26 protein-coding genes are annotated in these 20,705 nt (G+C 62.2%); 3 read left to right on the forward strand and 23 right to left on the reverse strand.

Features of this window, described 5'->3' with window-relative positions; translation table 11 throughout:
• Positions 1-15: 15 nt before the first annotated feature.
• The 3 genes from B8783_RS07410 to B8783_RS07420 are packed head-to-tail and all read right to left on the reverse strand — an operon-like array spanning position 16 to position 2,764.
• Positions 16-441, reverse strand: a complete 426-nt coding sequence (locus B8783_RS07410) for a cytochrome c-type biogenesis protein (protein WP_084419554.1) — start codon at positions 439-441, stop codon at positions 16-18.
• On the reverse strand, positions 438-2,339 hold the full coding sequence (locus tag B8783_RS07415; protein WP_084419555.1) for a heme lyase CcmF/NrfE family subunit: 1,902 nt from the start codon (positions 2,337-2,339) through the stop codon (positions 438-440). The genes B8783_RS07410 and B8783_RS07415 overlap by 4 nt, the downstream gene beginning before the upstream one ends.
• Positions 2,336-2,764, reverse strand: a complete 429-nt coding sequence (locus B8783_RS07420; protein WP_233355706.1) for a cytochrome c maturation protein CcmE — start codon at positions 2,762-2,764, stop codon at positions 2,336-2,338. The genes B8783_RS07415 and B8783_RS07420 overlap by 4 nt, the downstream gene beginning before the upstream one ends.
• 107 nt (positions 2,765-2,871) lie before the next feature.
• Between B8783_RS07420 and B8783_RS07425 the strand changes: the two genes are divergently transcribed.
• Entirely contained in the window at positions 2,872-3,216 is a 345-nt protein-coding gene (locus tag B8783_RS07425; RefSeq protein WP_084419557.1) for a nuclear transport factor 2 family protein, read from the forward strand.
• On the opposite strand, the gene B8783_RS07430 is transcribed toward B8783_RS07425, so the two are convergent.
• The 18 genes from B8783_RS07430 to B8783_RS07515 all read right to left on the reverse strand — a co-directional run bounded on the left by B8783_RS07430 (position 3,213) and on the right by B8783_RS07515 (position 16,755).
• The gene (locus tag B8783_RS07430; RefSeq protein WP_084419558.1) at positions 3,213-3,845 is read right to left on the reverse strand and encodes a tetratricopeptide repeat protein; all 633 of its coding nucleotides are present in this window, start codon (positions 3,843-3,845) and stop codon (positions 3,213-3,215) included. The two genes, B8783_RS07425 and B8783_RS07430, sit on opposite strands and share 4 nt — an antisense overlap.
• The gene (locus tag B8783_RS07435; protein ID WP_233355707.1) at positions 3,842-5,281 is read right to left on the reverse strand and encodes an ATP-binding protein; all 1,440 of its coding nucleotides are present in this window, start codon (positions 5,279-5,281) and stop codon (positions 3,842-3,844) included. Before B8783_RS07435 ends, B8783_RS07430 begins: the two co-directional genes overlap by 4 nt.
• Positions 5,274-5,957, reverse strand: a complete 684-nt coding sequence (locus B8783_RS07440; RefSeq protein WP_084419559.1) for a response regulator transcription factor — start codon at positions 5,955-5,957, stop codon at positions 5,274-5,276. Before B8783_RS07440 ends, B8783_RS07435 begins: the two co-directional genes overlap by 8 nt.
• A gap of 10 nt (positions 5,958-5,967) precedes the next feature.
• Positions 5,968-6,279, reverse strand: coding sequence for a PepSY domain-containing protein (locus B8783_RS07445; protein WP_084419560.1), 312 nt, complete (start codon positions 6,277-6,279; stop codon positions 5,968-5,970).
• 78 nt (positions 6,280-6,357) lie between these two features.
• Positions 6,358-7,218 (reverse strand): DnaJ C-terminal domain-containing protein, encoded by an 861-nt coding sequence (locus B8783_RS07450; protein ID WP_084419561.1) that lies wholly within the window; start codon positions 7,216-7,218, stop codon positions 6,358-6,360.
• A 40-nt stretch (positions 7,219-7,258) separates the two neighbouring features.
• A complete protein-coding gene (locus tag B8783_RS07455; RefSeq protein WP_084419562.1) occupies positions 7,259-10,939 on the reverse strand; it encodes a baseplate multidomain protein megatron in 3,681 nt (1,226 codons plus the stop codon).
• Positions 10,940-10,944: 5 nt separating this feature from the next.
• The gene (locus B8783_RS07460; protein ID WP_084419563.1) at positions 10,945-11,376 is read right to left on the reverse strand and encodes an NlpC/P60 family protein; all 432 of its coding nucleotides are present in this window, start codon (positions 11,374-11,376) and stop codon (positions 10,945-10,947) included.
• Positions 11,373-12,014 (reverse strand): DUF2163 domain-containing protein, encoded by a 642-nt coding sequence (locus B8783_RS07465; RefSeq protein WP_084419564.1) that lies wholly within the window; start codon positions 12,012-12,014, stop codon positions 11,373-11,375. The genes B8783_RS07460 and B8783_RS07465 overlap by 4 nt, the downstream gene beginning before the upstream one ends.
• An 11-nt stretch (positions 12,015-12,025) precedes the next feature.
• A complete protein-coding gene (locus B8783_RS07470; RefSeq protein WP_084419565.1) occupies positions 12,026-12,646 on the reverse strand; it encodes a DUF2460 domain-containing protein in 621 nt (206 codons plus the stop codon).
• The gene (locus tag B8783_RS07475) at positions 12,643-13,020 is read right to left on the reverse strand and encodes a phage tail tape measure C-terminal domain-containing protein (protein ID WP_084419566.1); all 378 of its coding nucleotides are present in this window, start codon (positions 13,018-13,020) and stop codon (positions 12,643-12,645) included. The genes B8783_RS07470 and B8783_RS07475 overlap by 4 nt, the downstream gene beginning before the upstream one ends.
• Before the next feature lie 2 nt (positions 13,021-13,022).
• The gene (locus tag B8783_RS07480; RefSeq protein ID WP_233355708.1) at positions 13,023-13,199 is read right to left on the reverse strand and encodes a phage tail assembly chaperone; all 177 of its coding nucleotides are present in this window, start codon (positions 13,197-13,199) and stop codon (positions 13,023-13,025) included.
• Positions 13,183-13,473, reverse strand: coding sequence for a GTA-gp10 family protein (locus B8783_RS07485; protein WP_084419568.1), 291 nt, complete (start codon positions 13,471-13,473; stop codon positions 13,183-13,185). The genes B8783_RS07480 and B8783_RS07485 overlap by 17 nt, the downstream gene beginning before the upstream one ends.
• Complete coding sequence (locus B8783_RS07490; RefSeq protein ID WP_084419569.1) at positions 13,470-13,889, reverse strand: phage major tail protein, TP901-1 family; 420 nt, start codon at positions 13,887-13,889, stop codon at positions 13,470-13,472. Before B8783_RS07490 ends, B8783_RS07485 begins: the two co-directional genes overlap by 4 nt.
• Positions 13,889-14,320, reverse strand: coding sequence for a DUF3168 domain-containing protein (locus B8783_RS07495; protein ID WP_084419570.1), 432 nt, complete (start codon positions 14,318-14,320; stop codon positions 13,889-13,891). Before B8783_RS07495 ends, B8783_RS07490 begins: the two co-directional genes overlap by 1 nt.
• Positions 14,317-14,862, reverse strand: coding sequence for a head-tail connector protein (locus tag B8783_RS07500; RefSeq protein ID WP_084419571.1), 546 nt, complete (start codon positions 14,860-14,862; stop codon positions 14,317-14,319). Before B8783_RS07500 ends, B8783_RS07495 begins: the two co-directional genes overlap by 4 nt.
• Positions 14,863-14,938: 76 nt before the next feature.
• Entirely contained in the window at positions 14,939-16,114 is a 1,176-nt protein-coding gene (locus tag B8783_RS07505) for a phage major capsid protein (protein ID WP_084421965.1), read from the reverse strand.
• Between the two features lie 13 nt (positions 16,115-16,127).
• Positions 16,128-16,535, reverse strand: a complete 408-nt coding sequence (locus B8783_RS07510; protein ID WP_084419572.1) for an HK97 family phage prohead protease — start codon at positions 16,533-16,535, stop codon at positions 16,128-16,130.
• Positions 16,528-16,755 (reverse strand): hypothetical protein, encoded by a 228-nt coding sequence (locus B8783_RS07515; RefSeq protein ID WP_084419573.1) that lies wholly within the window; start codon positions 16,753-16,755, stop codon positions 16,528-16,530. The genes B8783_RS07510 and B8783_RS07515 overlap by 8 nt, the downstream gene beginning before the upstream one ends.
• Positions 16,756-16,837: 82 nt before the next feature.
• Between B8783_RS07515 and B8783_RS07520 the strand changes: the two genes are divergently transcribed.
• Positions 16,838-17,350, forward strand: a complete 513-nt coding sequence (locus B8783_RS07520) for a hypothetical protein (RefSeq protein ID WP_084419574.1) — start codon at positions 16,838-16,840, stop codon at positions 17,348-17,350.
• A gap of 41 nt (positions 17,351-17,391) precedes the next feature.
• Here B8783_RS07520 and B8783_RS07525 read toward each other — a convergent pair whose 3' ends face one another.
• Entirely contained in the window at positions 17,392-18,504 is a 1,113-nt protein-coding gene (locus tag B8783_RS07525) for a phage portal protein (protein WP_084419575.1), read from the reverse strand.
• A 167-nt stretch (positions 18,505-18,671) separates the two neighbouring features.
• A complete protein-coding gene (locus B8783_RS07530) occupies positions 18,672-19,910 on the reverse strand; it encodes a DNA-packaging protein (RefSeq protein ID WP_084419576.1) in 1,239 nt (412 codons plus the stop codon).
• 170 nt (positions 19,911-20,080) lie between these two features.
• Between B8783_RS07530 and B8783_RS07535 the strand changes: the two genes are divergently transcribed.
• Entirely contained in the window at positions 20,081-20,701 is a 621-nt protein-coding gene (locus tag B8783_RS07535; protein WP_084419577.1) for a 1-acyl-sn-glycerol-3-phosphate acyltransferase, read from the forward strand.
• Positions 20,702-20,705: the final 4 nt, after the last annotated feature.

The following is a 20,705-nucleotide window of genomic DNA, read 5'->3' on the forward strand; positions in this document are numbered from 1 at the left end:
GGCGCGGGTTGCGCATCAATCAGACGACGGGACGCTCGCATCTTCCGGAGCCACCGGTTCGATGCCTCTGTCTGACCGGCGTCCGCGCGCAACCATGAAAAAGCCAAACAGGCCGCCGGCTACGAGCAAAAGGAAAGGTAGGCCCCACAAGATGAAGCCGCCAATTCCGCGAGAAGGCGGGCGGAAGAGAACAAAGTCCCCATAACGCTCGGCGAACCAGCTCCGGATTTCAGCATCGCTCTGGCCTTCGGCGACCATGGCACGGACCCGCTCGCGCATATCCGCCGCAATGTCGGACCCGGAATTGGAGATCGGCTCATTCTCGCAGGCAACGCAGCGGATCTCGCGCATCAGATCTTGAGCACGGGCCTCATCTTTCGGATCAGCCAGCTGTCCCTCGGCTGCAAACATCACAAGCAAGGCGGCGAGAATGAACTTCATGCGGCCTCCGTCTTTCGCTTTTTGCGGGGCCACATGCAAAGCCCTGCGCCCAGGCCAATGAGAATGACGCCGAGATAGACGAAGTCGATCAGCGGGTTGAGAAACACCTCAAACGTCCAACGTGTTTCGCCTGCCGCGTTACGCCGTCCATCGCCAAGCGCGACATAGAGATCGGCCGTGCCTGTCTTGTGGATCGCGGTTTCTGTGGTGGGCATGCGGGCGGCTGGATAATAGCGCTTCGACGGCTCAAGCGTCTGGACCGATCCGCCGCGCCGCGCGGTCAGGGTCGCGCGCTCGGCGTACCAGTTCGGCCCCTCAATGCTGGACACATCATCGAGTGTCATCTGCCAGCCAGCAACATTCGCTGCCTCCCCCTGCTGGAGGGCGATGGTCGTCTGCGTGCGACCGGACGTCTGAAGCACGGCGCCAATAACGAAGAGACCGAGCCCGGCATGGGCGATGGTCATGCCCCAGATGCGGGGGCTCATACTGCCGAGGCGGCTAAACGTCTTGGCGCGTCGCCAGATTTCCAGTCCGGCGCCGATGATGAGCCAGACACCGATTGCGAGGCCGACACCTGCCAGAAGCGGGATATCAAGCGGTCCGATCCCGGCGAGCCAGAAGAGCGCGACGATACCGGCAAAACCGGCCGCCCACTTCCAGAGCGATGAAAGATCCGCCCTGCCCCAGCTCCAGGCCTGGACAACCGGAAGCGCGATCAAGGCGAGCGCCATGATCGGCGTGAAAGTCAGATTGAAATAAGGTTCACCGACGGAGATCGTCTCCCCCAGCGCTTCGGCAATCAGCGGGAATAGCGTGCCGAGCATCACGGTCGCCGTCGCAACCGTCAGCACCAGATTATTGCCCATCAACGCGCCTTCGCGGCTCGTCGCCGTCCAGGACGGGCCGCTAGAAAGCTTGGTTGCGCGGATCAGGAAGAGGACCAGCGCCGCCCCCCCGAACACAAGCAATCCGCCAAGCAGCATCGAGCCACGGAAAGAGTCGACGGCAAAGGCATGCACCGAGGTCAGAACGCCGGAGCGCACAAGGAACGCGCCGAGCATGGAGAAACAGAAAGCCAGCACAGCAAGAAGCGCCGTCCACGCGCTGAAGCTTCCGCGCTTCTCTGTCACCGTGATCGAGTGCATCAAGGCCGCGCCGATCAGCCACGGCATAAGGCTGGCATTCTCAACCGGGTCCCAGAACCACCAGCCGCCCCAGCCAAGCTCATAATAGGCCCAGTAGCTGCCAAGCGCGATGCCGAGCGAAAGCGGCACGAAGGCTGCGAGCGCCCAGTTTCTGACGGTCTTTGCCCACGCCGAATCGACGCGTCCTTCAATCAGTCCAGCCGCAGCCAGTGCGAACACGAAGGAATAGCCGACATAGCCAAGATAAAGCATGGGCGGATGGATCGCGAGCGCCGGGTCCTGCAAAAGCGGGTTCAGGCCAGTGCCTTGAAGCGGCGCCGGATCGAGACGCGTAAAAGGCGAAGAGGCGAGCAGCAGATAAAGCAGAGACCCAAAGTTCAGCAGCCCCTGAACACCGAGCGCACGGGCCTCGAACTTCGGCCGACCTGTCCGCAACAGCCAGGCGCCTGCCGCCGCAAAGCCAAGCCCGACAAGGCACCACATCGCCATGGAGCCTTCATGGTTCCCCCATGTGCCGGCGATTTTGTAGATGAAGGGCTTCAACGTGTGGGAGTTGTTCGCAACAAGCTGCACAGAGAAATCAGAGCGCGCAAACGCATAGACGATCGTCGCAAATGAGAACGCCATCAGGAAGAAAGCGATGATGGAGAACAGGCCGGAATTTGACCGGTCTCCCGCCAGCCCTCGCCAGGCCTGGAAGCCGCTAAGGACCAGCGCGATGATCGCGGCAAAGTGGCCTGCCTCGATCATGAGGTGGCCTGATCGACGTTTTTCAACTCGCGCGGCTGGTAGTTCTCATCATGCTTGGCAAGAATGTTCTCAGCCTCAAAGGCGCCCTGCGCATCGAACACGCCGGTTGCGACAACGCCTTCACCCTCGCGGAAGAGGTCCGGCGTGATGCCTGTATAGCTGACATTGACGGTCTCACCCGACCCGTCCTCGATAATGAACGTCATGTCTGCAGCGTCGCCATACTCGATTGAGCCGATCTGCACCCAGCCGCCAATACGCACGCGCTTGCCCTCATCAGGCAGGCCGCGTTCAGCAATCAGTCCGGGTGTGTAGAACAGATCAGCATGCTGGCGCAGTGCTGTTACCGCGAGTGCAGCCGCGCCGATCAGCAGCACGGCAGCGATACCCACACCCCATAGTCTTTTGGCTCTTGCTCTCATCATCGCTGCCCTTCTAAAGGAAGCCAGCTATATTGGCACTGCGACCGAAACAACAGCCCTGTTGCCGCGTTGTCCCGGCGGTCGGCCAATACGCCGCTGAAAGGAATGATATGACGGACTTCGAGCCCATCTGGAACATCGAAAAACAGCTCTGGACAGCTGATGCCTCCATTTACGAGGACGTCATGGCGCCCAATTGCGTCATGGTTTTCCCGCTTCCGGCCGGCATCCTGAGGTATGACCGCATCCTGAGTGTCGTGAAGGAAGCCCCGCGCTGGGAAGACGTCGAGATCGATCAGAAGACCGCACACGCCCATGGCGACGACACCGTTACCCTGTCCTATGTCGGCCGCGGCCTGAAAGGCACCGATGGCTATGAAGCGTTCTGCAGCTCAACCTATGTGAAGAAAGATGGTGCCTGGAAAATCGTCCAGCACCAGCAGACGCCTAGCTAATCTTCAGCAGGCGATTCGGATTCATCGGCAGGCGGGACAGTTTCATCTTCAGGTGCATCCGGCGGCACAACCGCGTCACCGCGCAACGCGTCCATCATCGCCAGTCGGGGATCGCCGGGTTCAAGGTCTTTTGCGACCTTTGCCCAATGCGCTTCCGCAGCTTCTGTGTCGCCAGCTTCGTAGGCTGGGACAGCCGACAAAATTCCGGCCCTGATCTGGGTTGGATCGAGGCGCCAGGCCCGGTCGTAAAGCCGCGCGGATGGTTCGGTCACAACCCCGCCATCTCGAATCACGACGGCATCTGCAAGCCCCATCAGCGACGGCACATGGTCCGGGTTTCGTCGAAGCGCTGACTGGAAGGCCCGCAACGCATCCTCGGTTTGCCCCTGCGTCTTCATCAGCACGCCGATATAATATTGCGGTTCAGCCGCGTCAGGCTGCTCGCGAGCCGTCATCTGCAAGCGGGCCAGCATTTCTGGCGGCGAAAGCTCGGAGGCTGGCTTGGCAGCGATTTCAGCCTCACGAGAGGCGTAGGGTTGTTCTTCGAGAAACGGGCTGCCGAGCCAGAGATAGGCGCCCACAGAGAGCACAAGCGCGCAGGCCAGCATAATGATCGTTGGTCTGGTCATGCCGCCCTCAACGCAATCGTTGCCCGAAGCCCACCAAGCGGACTGTCCGCCAAGACAAGTCTGCCGCCGTTCATTTCAGCGATATCGGCCACAATAGAGAGGCCAAGACCGGTGCCGGGCGCGGTTTCGTCCAGACGAACGCCGCGCTTGACCGCAGCCGTCCGTTCTTCTGGCGACAACCCACTTCCATCATCATCAACATGAATTTCCATGAGCCCGTTGTCGCCGCGTTGGACAGAGACTTCAACGCGCGAATTGGCCCACTTGCAGGCGTTCTCCATGATGTTGCCCATCATCTCTTCCAGGTCTTGCTGTTCGACCCGCATATAGCTGCCAGCCTTGACCTTCGAAACGACCTCGACGCCATCACGCTCGAACAGACGGTTGAGCAGCCGGACCAGCCCGTCCAGCACAGGACTGATCTCAGTACGAACGCCCAGGGCCTCGGAGCGCGCAGCAGCCTGGGCACGTTTCAAGTAATGCTCGACATTGGTGCGCATGCTTTCGGACTGGCGACGTACAACGTCATCGAGTGGCGTATTACCGCTCGCCTCATTGCGTAGAACCGCGAGCGGCGTTTTCAGGGCATGCGCCAGATTGCCGACATGCGTCTGTGCGCGCTCCACCACCGCTCGATTGTTGTCGAGCAATTTGTTGAGCTCATCCGTCAGCGGCAGGACTTCGACCGGATAGTTGCCGTCGAGACGGGCGCGTCGACCCTCACGAACATCGGTAATATGGGTACGCACACGGGCGAACGGTCGCAAGGCGACCTGAAGGCCAATCCAGAGCGCCAGCAACGTCCCGGCTGCCAATGTTGTCATGGTCACGACGAGAATAAAGCGCAGCTGATTTGCCCCCTCATCGGTCGCCTCGCGGTCAGCGGCGGCGACGAGCAGGATCGGATTTTCACGGTTCGGCACTGTGATCGAGCGAACGGCAGAGCGCAGATGCTCGTCATTCGGCCCTTGATAGTTGCCGTACTGCGTGATCCCCGGATTGGCGAGTGCAGCATCTGCAAGCTCGCGCGATATGGGAAGCGGCCCGTCCCAGACGCTCTGGGAGCGAATATCATTGCCAAGTTCACCGTCTTCCTCGACGGCGATCATGGCCCAGTAACGGCCAGAAAGTGGAAGATTGAAGCGCGCATCACTTGGCAAGCGCTCTTCAATATCAACGACACGTCCATCCGGCAGGATATCCAGCGCTCGCGGCAAGGTGACCAGCGTCGAATCAAGTTCCTGTTGAAGCAACCGCAATGTCTGCGCCCGGTACGTCACCGTCATGGCAATGACGCCGCCGACCACGACAATAAGGCTCCAGATAACCGCGCCGATGAACAGCCGGCGAGAGAGGGACATGCGCGGCTTTTCAGTCGCCAATGCCTGTTCACTCACCGGGTCTGCCGGAATGGACGCGGCAGGTTGATCAGGCAAGGCCCGCCGTCTCACCTTCCGGAACGACTAGTCTGTAGCCGAGGCCACGTTCAGTCTGGATACGGTCGGTGCCGATCTTTTTGCGCAAACGTCCGATGAAGACCTCGATCGTGTTGGAATCGCGGTCGAAGTCCTGATCGTAGATGTGCTCAACCAATTCGGTACGTGGCACGACCCGGCCCTGATGGTGCATCAGGTAGGACAGCACGCGGTATTCATGGGCTGTCAGCTTCACAGGACGGCCATTCACCGTGGCGCGGGCGGCGCGAGTATCAACCCGCAAATTGCCAGCCTCAAGCGCAGCTGCTGAATGTCCGGTTGCCCGGCGCAGAAGCGCTCTCAGACGTGCCAACAGCTCTTCAGTGTAGAAAGGCTTGGTCAGATAATCGTCGGCGCCCGCATCGAAGCCAGCGACCTTTTCGCTCCAGCGATCGCGCGCTGTGAGGATCATCACCGGGAAGTCCTTGCCGTCATTACGCCAGCGCTCGAGGATGGTCACACCATCCATTTTCGGCAGGCCGAGATCGAGAACAACGGCGTCATAAGGCTCAGTATCGCCCAGGAAGTGGCCGTCCTCGCCATCAGCGGCAAGATCTACGGCATAGCCTGATTGGGTAAGGGCGTCGGCAAGCTGCCGGCGCAGGTCCGCATCGTCTTCAACAACAAGAATTCGCATAAATTTCTACCTAGCTGACGCTGATAATCTGGCCTGTCTTGGCATTGATGGTGAACTGTACGAGTTCGCCATGCCTTGTCACCCAGTCAATGATATAGACCTTGCGGCCATTCTCTTCAAAGAGGCCCACGAAGTAGCGCATATTGCCGCCATACTGAGCCGAGATCGGTCGCAGAATTTCCTTCAGCGGACGGATTTCACCGCGCTCGCGCGCCGAGCGGGCATCGTCCGCGCTAAACGAACTTCCCCATTGGCCCTGTGCAAGAGCCGATGGCGAAACAACGAGTACGCTGAGCGCGAGAGAGGCAAGAATCCGTTTCATGTCGCCCTATATGCCTGAACCGCGCTGAACGGCCCGTGAATGAAGACAGCCGGTTTTAGTCAGAAACCACAGACACGCTCAACGTTTGGCCGCCCAGTCTTTAAGCCCCTCATCAGACGGGTCTTCCAGGACAATTTCAAGGCGCGCATAGAGATGTCCGGGCGTATCCTTGAACTGGACGCCCTTGTCGCGCAAGCGCAGCACGGTGCCCGTATTCGATCCCGCTGGCACTTTCAGCGTCACCGGACCGCCCGGCGTTGCCACATCGACCGTGCCACCGAGCACCGCCGTTTCCAGCGAGACCGGTACACCCATGCGCAGATTGGCGCCGTCACGTGTCCACGTCTTTGTCGGACGCACATGAATTTCAAGCAGCGCATCGCCCGGAGGCCCACCGGTCTGCGAGGCCTGCCCCTGGCTTTTGAGACGCAGGACCTGACCCGTTTCGATGCCGGGCGGAATGGAAACGTTGAGCGCCTTGCCATCGGCCATGGTCATCTGGCGTTTGGCGCCCTGAACAGCATCTTCGAATGAGATGTCGACACGGTATCTGAGGTCAGCGCCCTTGCGCGGACCGGGCCTGCGCCGCTGGCCGCCAAACATGCCGGAGAGGATATCCTCAAACGGATCACCCTGAAATGAGCCAGCACGCCCTGGGTTGCCACCGAAGCCGCCGCCAAATCCACCCCCGCCTGCATTGGCATATCCGGTGGGATTGCCATCGGCATCAATTTCGCCGCGGTCATACTGGGCGCGCTTGCCCTCATCGCTAAGAATTTCAAACGCCGCAGATGAGGCTTTGAACGCGTCGGACTTTGCCTCATCGCCCGGATGAAGATCAGGATGCAACTCCTTGGCTTTCTTGCGATACGCCTTCCGGATCTCGTCCGTAGACGCGGTCTTGGTCACGCCGAGTATCTGGTAAAGATCACGAGTCAAAGCAGGAAGTCTCTTTCTGTTGGGTTCTGTCAGCTTCTAATTAGGAAGGCGGCACAAGGATTGAAACCCATCGTCCGCGCCGACCATCAGTTCCGATTTGCGAAACGCGCACAAGCTCGCATGGCTCTGTCGCTGTAAACTGGGGTTCGCTGACCGTTTCCGACCATGCCACCTGCCCGGAAACAAGCCCCTCTACCAGATAGTTTCGGGGATTGGTCGGGTCTGGCAGGTCCCAATTGTCCGGGATATCGCGGCCACGCGGCAGCCATGACAGGGCGACATTATTTTCGCTCAATCGCTTTGCCCGCAACTGCGCAACTAGCCATGGCAGAGAGGCAAGATTCTCGTGCGTGTAGGCGACGCCGGGCGCGTCCCCTGCCTGCCAGATAAGAGACAGACCCGTTTCATCACGCCCGAAATCGGCCTCGATCAGCGCGTCATCGACAATAACACATGCCGCGCCAGCCGAAGCGCTCGTCACAACTGACCCGCCCTGCCCGCGCAAAAGGCCGGTAAGCCTCCACGAATTTTCAGACAGGAGCTCTGCTGAGCGATACCCGACACACTCCCAGCCTTCGTCGCCAGCGACCACCACCCGCGTTTGCCCGGCCAGGGCGGCGAGATTTGCGACGCTGGAAAAGTCGGCATCTTCAATCTCGATCACCAGTTCACCGGCTTCGTCCCAGCGGCTCTCTGGCCCAAGGTTCAGCGGCGCAAGCAATTGACCGATTTTCGCAGGCGATTGAACGGCCCCGCGAACCGTCGCTGTCGCCGCGTCCGGTCCTGCCGTCACGTTCAGCCTACCCGGCCAAGGCGTGCTCGTCGCGGCGAGGATCGGGCCAACGCCCTGCTCGGGATGCAGCACCGGGCCGTCGATGAAGACTAGCTCTGCATCTGGCGTCTGCTCAGCTGTGGTTCCAGCAGATGGAACGCCGCCCGCCAGCAGGGTCTGCTGATCCCTTGGTCGTTGTAAGGACAGCTCACGAAGCAGGCCGCTATCGACGATTTCATCGACCGTCCAGACACCCTCCAGCTCAGGCAGCATGATATCGTCGCCCGGCTCAAGCGCACTCCAGGCAGGTGAAAGCGCAACTTGCGCCGTGTCCGAATTGCCCATCGTCTCCAGCAGATCCGCCGCCACCGATCGCGCGACGCTTTCCGACATCAACACTGGTAGCGCGGCATCGACCGAATGAGATGGATCACCCGCCTCATCGCGGGCATCGACCATCGCCGGCTCATAACTTCCATCCGCGTCGATATAGGCCAGCACCAACCGGCCCGGTCGTTTATCGAGCAGATGCCACGTCAATTCGGGTTCAGGCATGGCGATATCGTCTTGCGCGATAGCGACGGGAGAGGTTTCCCCCGGCACGCCAATCACAAGCCCCTCTCCGCGCTCCATTGCAAACAGCCCATGCATCGCCCGAAATGGCTCGAGCGCCGCTCTTAGCGTTGTCGGCCCCTCCAGCAGATAGCCTTCAACCAGACCATCCAGACGGCTGGTCTCTAATGGAACGCCAGCCCGCAAGCCCAGATCAGCGACTGTCTCATCGAGGCTGATAAGCCCTGTCCGCCCGTTCAGCCAATGCCCACGCGCCCAGTTTGCCCCGTCGCTCCATATATCTTCGCGCGCAGGAAAATCCGGCCACGGCCGCCCATCCCACGCCCAGACAAAGCTGTGTTCGACAAAGGATTGCCCCTCCCAGAACGCCAGGGCCGCCTCCAGCGCGCGGCGTTGAAGGACATCGTTTCGTGCCCCGCTCGAATAGGGCGGCAGCGCGCTCTCGGCGCTTTTCGGATCAATAAACAGGTTCGGCGCATTCGCGCCCTTGTCGACAGCCGGAAAGCCGATCTCCATGAGGCGGACCGGCTTCATGCCTGCCTGCCAGCCCGTCGATGTCGTTACCCGCACACCGCCTGGCCGCTCAAAATGAGCATTCTGCCACCATCCGGCGAGATCTTTCTGGCGGAACACCCAATGCTCTCCATGGGCCGTGTCGGTAATCGGCGTCCGTAATTGAGCGTCGCGATCTGCGTCGCTGGCATAATACCAGTCAAACGCTTCGCCGCCCTGCATCTGGCTTGCGAGATAGGCCGGATCATCCGCCGACGCGTAGCCTGCCAGCGCATCGAGATGCGTGTCGCCATCGCGCCAGTCGCCCGACGGCGGATACCAGTCCACACCAACGAAATCGACATGAGGTGACGCCCAGAACGCGTCGAGCGGGAAGAGGACATCGCCAGACCCATCCGGCGGCACGTACGCCCCGTATTCGGTCCAGTCGGCCGCGTAGGAGACCTTTGTTTCGGGCCCAACAATCGCCTTCACGTCGGCGGCCAGCTGGACCAGCCCTTCGACAAACGGGAACGCGCCGGTCTCATCGCGCAAACACGTCAGGCCTTTCATCTCGCTGCCAATCAGAATGGCCTCAACGCCGCCCGCCTCAACAGCAAGCCGGGCGTGATGCAGGATGAAATGACGAAACCCGTAATCATTGTCATTGCCCAGAAACGCGTCGATGTCAGCGCGCACCGCTGCCGTCCCATCTGGGGCACTCGTCATCCGGCCACGCCATGGGAACGCCGCCTGCTCAGCGGCGCCATAGGGGTCGGCAAGCCCGTTTCCGGGCGGCACATCCATTAACAGGAAGGGCGATAGTGTCACCGAGAGGCCGCGCGCCTTCATCTCCTGAATGCCCTCGATGACAGCCGCGTCGCTTGGCGTGCCGCCATAATTGGCGTTCGCGCCATCCTGGCTGATCAGCTTGGCAGTGTCGCGCGTCTTGCCCGCTACGCCCCAGCCTATCGGGACGCTGGCGCGCTCACGCGTCTCCACGCCCGTGCTGACCGAGCATTGTCCAACCCGCAAATCGTCGCCAAACCAGGCCACTGTCAGCGCAGCTGAATTGGCGGATGGCAACTCATCTTCAAGCTGATCGAGCGACAGGGAGAAATCCGCAATCCCGTTGCCATTATTCATGTTGAGCGGGCGCTCAATCCCCGGAAAGCGCCGCTCGCGCACCACGGTCGCCGCATAGACGAACTCGCCCGAAGCCGGGATGATGTTCACACCTTTCACAAGGCTTTTCAGGCCGTCGGCAGCATCGCTGGCGCGGATCACTTCAAAGCTGAGCTGCGGGAGGCGATTGCCATAGGCATCCAGCGGCAGATCCTCGAACACGATATAGGCGGTCCCGCGATAGGCTGGCGCTTTTTCAGCCCCTTCAATCGCTTCGATGAGCGGGTCTGGCAGCTGGTCTTCCTCTCCCTTATAGAGGCGCCAGTTAACCTCGCCGAGCGCCATCACCTCGCCATTCGCCCAGACCCGGCCAATCCGCGTGATCGGTCCTTCGCAAATCGCGACGGCAAGGCTGACCGAATAGCTGTAATCGGTGATCTTGGGGCCGCCCTTGCCGGCAGATCGCTCACGGCGGCGCTCTCTGAAGCGGGATGCCCAGATCAGCTGCCCACCAACGCGCATCCGTCCATAGACATTCGCAATCCCGGCGCCCTCACGGCTCTCCATGATGTGCAGCGATTTCAGCCGCGGGCCATTTATCGGCGAGGCCAGCGAGGCGTCGATCGCCGAGCCTGCAAGTGAGCCGATCGCGCCGCCAATGGCTGCGCCGGAGATGTTCGCCCCGAACACGCTCAGGCCATTGGGCAGGAAAGCGGACCCGGCCGCCTGCCCCACCTGCGAAAGAATGATCTGTCCCATCTTGCCTAATCCTCCAGTCCCGGAAAGCTGAACGCCCCGGCGATCCGCCGCTCCCACCACGGCACCAGCCGCGTGGTGCAGACATTTCGGCCCCAATATGCGTGGATAATTTGCCCTGGCCCCGTCAGCACTGCGCAGTGCTTGGCCGCGCAGCCAAGGCCCATTCGAAACAGTAAGACGTCGCCTGCTCGCGCCTCGCCAATCGGCACCTCGACAAGATGACGCCGGGCGACATCCAGCAGCGTGTCTTGCGCGGAAACATCAGCCCAGTCTGGCGTATAGGGCGGGGTCTCTTGCGGCTCCGCGCCGACCAGTTCACGCCAGATGCCGCGCAGCAGCCCCAGACAATCGGTCCCGGCGCCCTTCCGGCTTGCTTGATGCTGATACGGCGTGCCGAGCCAGCCCTCCGCCGCCGCAATGATGTCGGCGCGCTTCATCGCCGCCCCCCATCATTGCCGCTGCCGGATGGGCCGGCGAGCAGGAAGTCCTGTCCCGGCATATGCGGAAACCCGCGAAAGTTCTCGGCGTTGGCGAAGACGTCTCGGCAAGTCTCAAACCGCTTGTCGCAACGCTCGCCCTCAACGCCCGTCAGACCGCAGCGCGCATCACCAAGGCGCGCATCGCAGCCACGCGAATAACTGCGGCCAAGACGCCGCTCCAGATCGGCTTTTAGAGAGATGAGGCTCGCCTCGAACCCAGCGCCCGTCTGCGAAATCTCAGTGAAGTATCCCGTCCAGATGAGCTCACCGAGAGAAGGCGCCTCCCAGTCCACGCGGTACACATCCACGCGTGCGCCGTCCCAGAGACCAGCGGCGAGATCCGCGTCGCTGATCGCATCGGCTGACAGCGCGCCTGCGGCAGAGGCGCGGCCAGGACGAAGCCCGCCAGCCGTCTCAAACCGCCCCGCCGCAACCGACGCGCCCGGCTCATAATCGAGCCCGTCATACTGAACCGTCCGATCATGATCGGTCAGCCCGATGACGACGGCGTCCCGGCGCTCCAGACGCCAGCAGAGACATGTCGTGAGCACATCGGCCGACAGGCGCATAGCAAAAGCGTTATCGATCAGTTTCATCTCGAATGCCCTCAGCGAAGCTCAACGAGAGGCAGCGTGACCACGCGCCCCACGCCGGGCTGTTCAAAGCTCGTTTCCAGAAAGTCGGTGTCGAAGCGCACGGGCCAGTCGAATTCAAACCCAGCCGTCACAACGACGCCGCCCGCCGGGGGCGCCTCAAACGTCACCAGCCCAGTCGCTGTGTCGACGCTCCAACCAGATGTCTGAAGCACCCCGTCCAGCCCGACCAAAATGCTGCCCGAGACCGGCTTTCGAACAATTTGCAGGTCGCCGCTTTCGGTAGACCGAACGAGTTGAAACACCGTCTGCGTCCCATCGCCCACGCCGATCGCCTCATCCTCATGGCTCACACTCTCCCCCGGCGCAGCCGTCGAAAATTCCGTCAAATCGGCGAACCGGAAGCCCTGAAGCCGCCCCCGACGCGCATTGAAGAAGCCCTGCAACGCCGCAAAGCCACTGCGCGACAGAGGCGGCGTCACCACATCCCAGCGCCGGCGCGCCTCGCTCCAGCTCGCACTGCGCACCTCGCGCCCGCTCGCCAGCGTGATCGTTTCAGTCCGCCACTCTGGTCCGCCGCTCGCGCCGAGGCCCACAGGCACGGGCAAGCGCCCTTCAAAGAAGTCCTCGCTCATCGGTAGCGCCCTCCCATCGCTGCGGCCTTGGCGACAGCCTTGGAGATATCCCCTCGCGCACCGACCGGCAGACTGCCAGCGCCGGAGCCGCTCCCATTGATATTCACCGTGAACGCCTGTGACGCCTGACCAATCCCCGCCCGCGCCAGGGCCGCTTCAGCGGCAATCCGGGCGAGATCGGCAATCACCGACTGCGCCATCTGCGCGAAGTCGAGCTCGCCTGACCGGGCCGCTCTTGAAAGCGCGGCCTCTATGCCATCACCCGCGCGGGCAAAGGCTTGCTCAAGCGAACGCGCGGCCACTGCGCCCGGCCCCTCGACCAGCGCTGAGACGGCATCGCCTGCACGCGTCAGACTGTCCTGAAACTCGTCCATTCTCACGATCCTTCCTTGTCGGGGTGTTGGTCCATCAGGCGCGCCAGATCAGTCCGGCCGATGACGCCGCCAGCGTCGCCAAACAGCGCGCGCCACTCTTTCAGAGACAGCTGCCAGAATGATCGGGGCATAACTCCGCGAAGCGCGGCCGCCTTCATCATCTCAGTCCAGGGCAGCACGAAACGCCTCCGCGACCGCCTTGGCCGCCGCCCCGGCACCGACCGCTGAGGCTTGCAAAGCAGCCGCCGCATCACTCTCACCTGCCCCGCGCAGCAGCGCCGACAGCACCTGCATCAGTTCACTCGCCGACAGACGCCGCATTCGCGCCTCAAGCTCACCGAGCGTTTGGCAGCCAAACGCGGTCTCGATCTCAGCCAGCGCCCCTAAAGTCAGGCAAAGCCGCCGCTCAACGCCGTCCACGACAATGCTGGTTTCGCCCCGCGCGCCGTTCATGCCGCCACCTCAAAAGCAAGCTCGCCGGCGCTTTGCAGCTCGACCGCAAGCGTCGCTTCGCCATCATGCGTGCCACCCCAGGAGAGCTGGGCGATCTGGAATGGTCCGACAAAAGACCCAAGCCCCGGAACGACCAGCGTCCATCGCGCTATTTCGCCTGCAAAGAACACGCTCCGCATGCGCGCATCGCTGGCCGCATCCTTGAAGAGGCCCCGCCCTCGTACCCGCATCGCGCGCAGACCCACGCCCGCCAGCAATTCGCGCCAGCCATCCGGGCTATCCGCACTCGTCGCATCGACGGGTCGCTGGTTCAGCTCAATCTCGGTGGTCCGCACACCGGCCAGCGTCGTGAATGCTTCCGGTGACCCACCATCGGAAATCTTGATCAGGACATCGCGTCCTTTCTGGCCAGCCATCAGCTCGCCTCCTCTGTCAGAAGTCGCACGCGTACGATGCCGCGAAATTCGCGCAGATCGCTGGTCCGCATCACGTCGCAATAGACCGTCTGGACCAGCACAATGCGCTGCCCGCTCAGCGACACCTCCAGCCTGTCCGTCGCCGCCCTCAGCGTGCCAACAATCTCCTGCGCCGCTGCCCGCCCACCAAAGCGGGACCGCACACCAAGCGTGATCGTATGGGCTTGCCCGGCGCTCCCCGCGCTGCCGCGATCAGCGACTTCGTGGCGCTCTAATTGCGCACACGGAAAGACAGGTTCGGGCGTCTCGTCATCATAGATGCGGGCCGGTGTCCCGAGCAGCGCCTGGACGTCGCTATCGGCTCGCAGAGCCATCAGAAATGCACGCTGGAGGTCTGCTCCGGCAGACCAGATCATGCCGTCGGCGCTCATATTCGCACCTCCCGGCGAGCCGCGATAATCGCGCGGGCCTCATCAGGAATGCCATCATCGCTGCCCCGTCGATAGGCCGAAGCGAGAATAGACTTAAGTGCCTGAACAAGGTCAGCCGGAATGTCGGTATCCGCTCCAAACCCCGCCTCAAACGTCACCTCAACCCGCCCCCCCAATGGAATGGGCGGCAGCCAGCTCGATGGCTTGAGGCAAAGCCTATCACCGACCAGCTCAAAAAGGCTGGAGAGATCCGTTTCGCTGTCAGCCTCATCAATCAGCGTCACACTTGTCAGAGCTCTGGCCGGGCCAGGTCGCAGCAAGGCGCCGGAAGCGCCAAACCCTGTAGGCCAACAGCGCCAGCTTTGGCGCAGGACCCGGCTTACAAGCGCAAGGCCTGTCGCCGTCTCCAGCTGCGCCGTCGCACTGGCGACAAGATCCGCAACCAGCGTGTCTTCGCCATCATGCCCGATCCGCAGGAATGCTTTTGCCGCAGCCAGAGGCAAAGCCGTCTCGCCCGGCGGTGAAATCACCGTCAGTGTCATGGTCAGTTATCCAATTGAAAGAGAGCCAGGTCGCCTCCCCGGCCCGTTCCGGGGAGGCGCGATCAGATGCCGGTGACTAGAACTCCATCACCTTGATGGCATCGAAGTTCTGGACGCCGCCGCCGACCCGTTTGGTCGTGTAGAAGAGCACATATGGCTTGGCCGAATATGGGTCGCGCAGCACTTGTGCGCCCTGCCTGTCGGCAATGAGATAGCCCCGGCGGAAGTCGCCAAACGCAATTGCGGCATTGCCCGTGCCAATGTCCGGCATGTCTTCCAGCTCGGTCACTGGATAGCCAAAGATGGTTTGCGCCTCGCCATTGAGGCCCGGCTGCCAGAGATAGCGGCCATCGGCGTCTTTCAGCTTGCGGACAGCCGCCACCGTGCGGCGGTTCATCACGAAGCGGCCATTTGCCCGGTACTGGCTCTTTGGCGCCTGAATGAGATCGATCAGCTGGTCGCCCGCATCATCGACCGTAAAGTCACCTGCCACCGAGCCAATCTGCCCCCAGGCGTGAGAGGCATCAGCCACGATGGTATAGTCGAGAAAGCCGCGCGGCTTGCCCGCCCCATCGCCCGTGACAAAGGCTGCGCTTTCCTGAACTGAGAACGCCGCCTCAACCTCATCCGCCAGCCATTCATCGACGTCAGCATAGCTATCGTTGAGCAGAGTCTGCGTGGCCGCCGGCATGGCGTAGAGTTCACCGGCCGGAAATTCCAGAAGGCTGAGCCCAGCTGTCGTGGTTTCCGGACGCGCTGCCGTTTCACCGGCCCAGGCCGCGCCAACACCGAGGCTCACCGGCTTGCGATAGATGCCAGCAGAGGTCTGCCGAACGCTTGCAATCTGGCGCATGGGCGAGGCCTGCATCAGACGCGCCTCAATCAGACGGTCCAGCTCAGCCGGCGCGGTATAGCCACCCTGATCGTCCGTACCCGCAGACAGCGACTTCACATCGAGCCGCGCCAGGCCGCTTTCATCGCCGCTGCGCATATAGCGCGACCATGCATCCGCGCGGGCCGTGTCGGCCTCTACAGCTGGCGCATCCGTGTCGGGCCGCGCCGCCTTCAGGCTCAGCTGGTCCAGCCGGCGGTCCAGCTTCTTCAGCTTGTCATCGATCAGCGGATCACTGGCGCCCTTCGCTTCAATTTCGGTAAGGCGGGCCTCATTGGCTTGTTTGTAGGCTTCGAACGCCGACATCACGTCTTCGGTCGATACCTTTTCAGGCGCCGCCATCTTGGTTTCCTTGGTCATCTTCTCTCCTTCATCAGGCTGCCCGCGCAGCCCCTCCAACTGTTGAAAATCTTGCGCGCGGCTGCATGGGCTGGCCCACCAGCGACACTTCGACGAGATCGACATCGATCAGCTCTCGCCCACCTTCTGCGCGTGGCCGCCACAGCCGGGCGCGAAAGCCGATGGACAGGCCATTCAACCCCGCATTCAGCATCGCTTTGGAGCCATCAGCCTCGACTAGGCCGCGCACGAAAAGCCCGCGCCCATCTTCGGTGAGCCGCGTCCACCGTCCCGCCAGCGCACCGCTCTTGTGTTGCATCAGCATCGGCACGCCGCCGCGCCGCAGGCTTCGAGCGAACGCCCCGGCCCTAACGACATCGCCTGACAGGTCCGGCGCACCAAACAGCGCGGCATAGCCTTCGATCAGCACAGCCCTATTCATCGCGCTGCCCCAACCGGGTCTCGATCCGGTCCAGCTGTGTCTCGATGGCCTCAAGGTGCGTTTCCACGCGTGCCAGTCGTTCGGCGACAGGCCGTGATAGCTCGACGCGCTGTTCCAGTGTCTGGATGCGTTGCGCTGCCGCGCCCGCCCAGAGAAGAGCGCTGCTGGTCTGCACGCCAAGCGCCAGCAAAAACCCAGCGGCCAGTTTGCGCTCAAACATCGCTATCCCCCCTCAGGGGTATTGCCGAGGACGCGGCCCCGATGGCAGTTTTAGCCGACGATATTTCAGGGAACGAAAGCACATGAAAATCAGATCCATCGCGCTCGCCGCACTCTTTGTTGTGGCCGCTTGCGAAACGACCGCCAGCGATGCCCCCGTCGTCGAAGCCGCGCCGCCGACACTGTCGGATGCAGAGTTCAAGTCGCTCTACGAAGCTGCCTACAACGCCAACCCGAAGCCTGGATCCGAGCGCGCTTATGCAGATCTGCTGGCCCGCGACGATCTTTCGCCAGAACAACGCGGCACCGCTCACCTCTACCGCGCGCTCACACGCGGCGTCTGGGTGCGCGACTGGACTGAGGCTTATCCCCAATGTGCGCTTGGTGACCTGATGATCGCGGACACCTATCCGGTGTCTCCGCCGCGAAAGGCTCAGATCCTCAAGGAGATGGTCTACCAGTACTATCGCAGTCACTATTTTCCCAACGCGCCCGCGTCCTGCATGGAAAACCTCGAACCGGCGAAAGCCTGGCTTGACGCGAACGATCCGTGCAGCGTGCGTGACGGTGGCGGCAACTGCGTCTCCGGCGAATAGCCGGGGCCGCGCGGCCACTGTCTGAGGGCTGACCGGCCAGATCATTGCAGACCCGCCAGTTTGCGCTTCTCATCCACGCTGAGGAATGACGCGTTTTCCAGACGCGTCCACATCGCCTCACGCTCCGCTGCGAAAGCTGGCACCTCATCAAGGTCCGGGCGGATCGCGACATCGTCGAAGCGCGCTGACAGCCAGATCGCCAGAGCGTCTGACACCTTGTGAACCAGTGGCAAAACCGTGAGCCGCCAGAAGGCCAGATTGGCCTCCTTATAGGTCGCGTAAGTATTGTCGCCCGGAATGCCGAGCAGCATGGGCGGCACGCCAAACGCCAGCGCAATTTCGCGCGCGGCGGCATTGCGTGTGCCAGCAAAATCCATCTCCGCTGGCGACAGGGACATCGGCTTCCAGTCGAGGCCGCCATCCAACAGCAATGGCCGACCCGCATTCGCTGCGCCCGTATGTGCACTATCAAGCTCGTCTTTCAGGCGGTCGAACTGGTCAGGCGTCAGCGTTGCGCCATCGCGCCCATAGACCAGCGCGCCCGACGGACGGGCCGCATTGTCGATCAGCGCCTTCGCCCAGGCGGCTGCCCCATTGTGAATATCAAGCGCCTTGCGCGCGGCCGCCAGCGGCGACAGGCCAAGGACACTATCGGATGGGTGGTAGAGCTTCAGATGAAGCACAGGGATCCACCCATCAGACTCGCGCGCAATAGAGCGCTCGCCGCGGCGCTGGCGCACCGTCCAGCCGATCAGTCCGCCCTGCGCATTCGTCATCGGGCGGACGGTATCGGCACGGAGTGCGAAGAGACCTTTCGGCGTCTCATCTCCGGCGAGCGTAACCGCTTCAGCCCAGGCATTTCCGGTAATCTGAAGGTCGCCATAAAGGCGCTCCAGAAAGACCCGGCCTGCCTCATCCGGCGAAGGCTGCGACAGCAATTCACCAGCCGTCTCATCACTGCATTTCAGCGGAATGGAAGCGGCGGCTTCTGCGATCATGCGCACGCATCGATAGACAATTGCGTTGCCGATATAGCCGTCACGCATCAAGGTGCCGGCATCGACACCGCCCCATCCATTCGATGGCAAATTCGCCAGCGCAACCAGCGATGTTCTGGCAGAACGCGTCTCGATTTTAGTCCAGGGCCATCTCATGCGCGGCGGTCTCCTTATGCCCGGAAGCAAACGACTGTTTCGTTCGCCGCCTTCAGCTCTTCGTCGATTTGAGAAGCCTAGACGGGCGGGCCATCCGGTCGGACGCTTTGTGAAAACGCTGCATCACCGGGCGATTTCGGGATGGACGGCGCACTTTCTTCCGCCGCTCAAAGCCGCCGGACCCGCGGCCGACGGCCGATCTGCTCAGTAATCGTCGTCACAGCCCAAACGAGGGCATCGACCCTGTCAGGCGAATGGCCAGGCTCAATGGAGCCGAAGCTCAGCATCTCTTCTTCCAACTCGGCAAACCGGCCTGCATGCGAAACACCACCCTGCTCATAAAGCGTGATGACCGGCGCCGCGCGCTCCGTCTTTGACAGGCGGGCATGCACCAACCGGATAGGCAGCTTGCATCCAGCAGACTGCAGGACGCTTCGCACCATTTCCCCGCCCTGATTGGCCTCCGCGACGATCTGGCCAGCTCCCACTCGCACAGCAAGATTGATCGCCCGCTGCGCCCAGACAAGCGGCGTGACGCCCTGAACCGTCTCATCCGCCAGCACCCAGACATGGTCTCGGCGCTCCGGCGAGCGGGCCGCGCCAGCCGCGATGATCCCGCACGCATCCGCCTTTGGACCAACGCTCGCTGGAGGATCGATCGCGACGATAACTTCGGAGAACGTCTCTGGAGGCGCGCTCGCTCGCGCTAGCTCCAGCATCGCTGTCGTCCAAAGCGCGCCTTCATCGGCGTCCAGCAACTCACCGTCCAGCTCCTGCCGGCCAAGCCGCGAGCCGCCATAGCGCGCCTGCATATGCGCCAGGAAAGCTGGAGACAGATGCTCACTGTTCTCGACCGTCTTCGAGCGCGTCACCGCGACGCTCGCATCACTCATAAGTTTTCGGATCAAAGGTCGCCGCCGGGGCGTCGTCGTCAGGAGCGCACGCGGACGCTCACCAAGACGCAGCCCCATTTGAAGCATGTCCCAGACAGGCTCTGCATCACTCCAGGCGGCAATTTCATCGCACCAGGCAAGTTCAAACTGCGGCCCGCGAAGACTATCGGCGTCTTCGGCCGAGAACACCTGCGCCTGCGCCCCGTTCGGCCAGATGAGACGCCGCCTTGAGGCTTCATAGTCAGGCATTATCTCACCGGCGCGGCAGATGCGGCGCAAGCCAGACTCCCCGTCGATCATGACTTCGCGCGCGTCATGCATGGTCGGTGCAACCAGCGCGATCCGCGAGATGCCGCCATAAAGGACAGCAAACCGCACCCATTCGGAACCTGTCCGCGTTTTGCCTGCGCCGCGTCCGCCGAGCGCCAGCCAGGTCCGCCAGCTCCCGCGCGGCGGGCACTGCGCGGCCCGCGCCGTCAACATCAGCGAAGTCGTTTGGTGATTGTATGTCATCCAGCGCGCTTTTAACCGGTAGCAAAAAGCATCGGACGTTCGCCCCGCATCCCCCTAAGCGTCCTCGGCACCTGAAATACGGACCAGACTAGCGCCCTGCGGGAATCAATGCAGCGTTTTCCCGCCCTGATTGCTGGCGCGGGTAGCCCAATTGCCCCCAGTGTGCGCCGATGACCGCAACCTCCCCCCTTGCCACCAAGCGCCCGTCCCCTTCCGATCGGCGCGGGCCTTTTGGCTGGCTTTGGCGACAGTTTTGCGCGCTTTATCTCGGCCTTGGCGGGTGGAAAGTCGAAGGCGACTGGCCCGCGCCGCATAAGGCAGTGCTGATTGCCGCCCCGCACACCTCCAATTGGGATGGGATGTGGATGCTCGCCGCTGCTGGCTTCTACCGCATCAAGCTGCGCTGGATCGGCAAGCAGGCGCTCGTCGATCACCCGTTCGGCTGGCTGATCCGCTGGCTCGGCTGCGTCCCCGTAGACCGCAAGGCTGCGCGAGACATGGTCGACCAGATGGCCGTGGCGTTTGCGCAGGAAGACAGGTTGATCCTTGCGGTTGCGCCTGAAGGCACACGTTCAGCCACGCGCGAGTGGAAGAGCGGATTCTACCGGATCGCGCGGCGCGCAGATGTACCGCTCATCATCAGCGTACTCGACTATGGTGCCCGCACCATCCGTATAGCAGGCATCTACGAAACAACGGGCGACTATGAAGCTGACCTCGCAGGCGTGCGGGCTTATTATTCCGGCGCAAAAGGCCGGTACGCCGAAAAGTTCGATATGACAGAGCGTTAGACGC

The sequence above is a fragment of the Henriciella litoralis genome (assembly GCF_002088935.1).
Taxonomy (GTDB): domain Bacteria; phylum Pseudomonadota; class Alphaproteobacteria; order Caulobacterales; family Hyphomonadaceae; genus Henriciella; species Henriciella litoralis.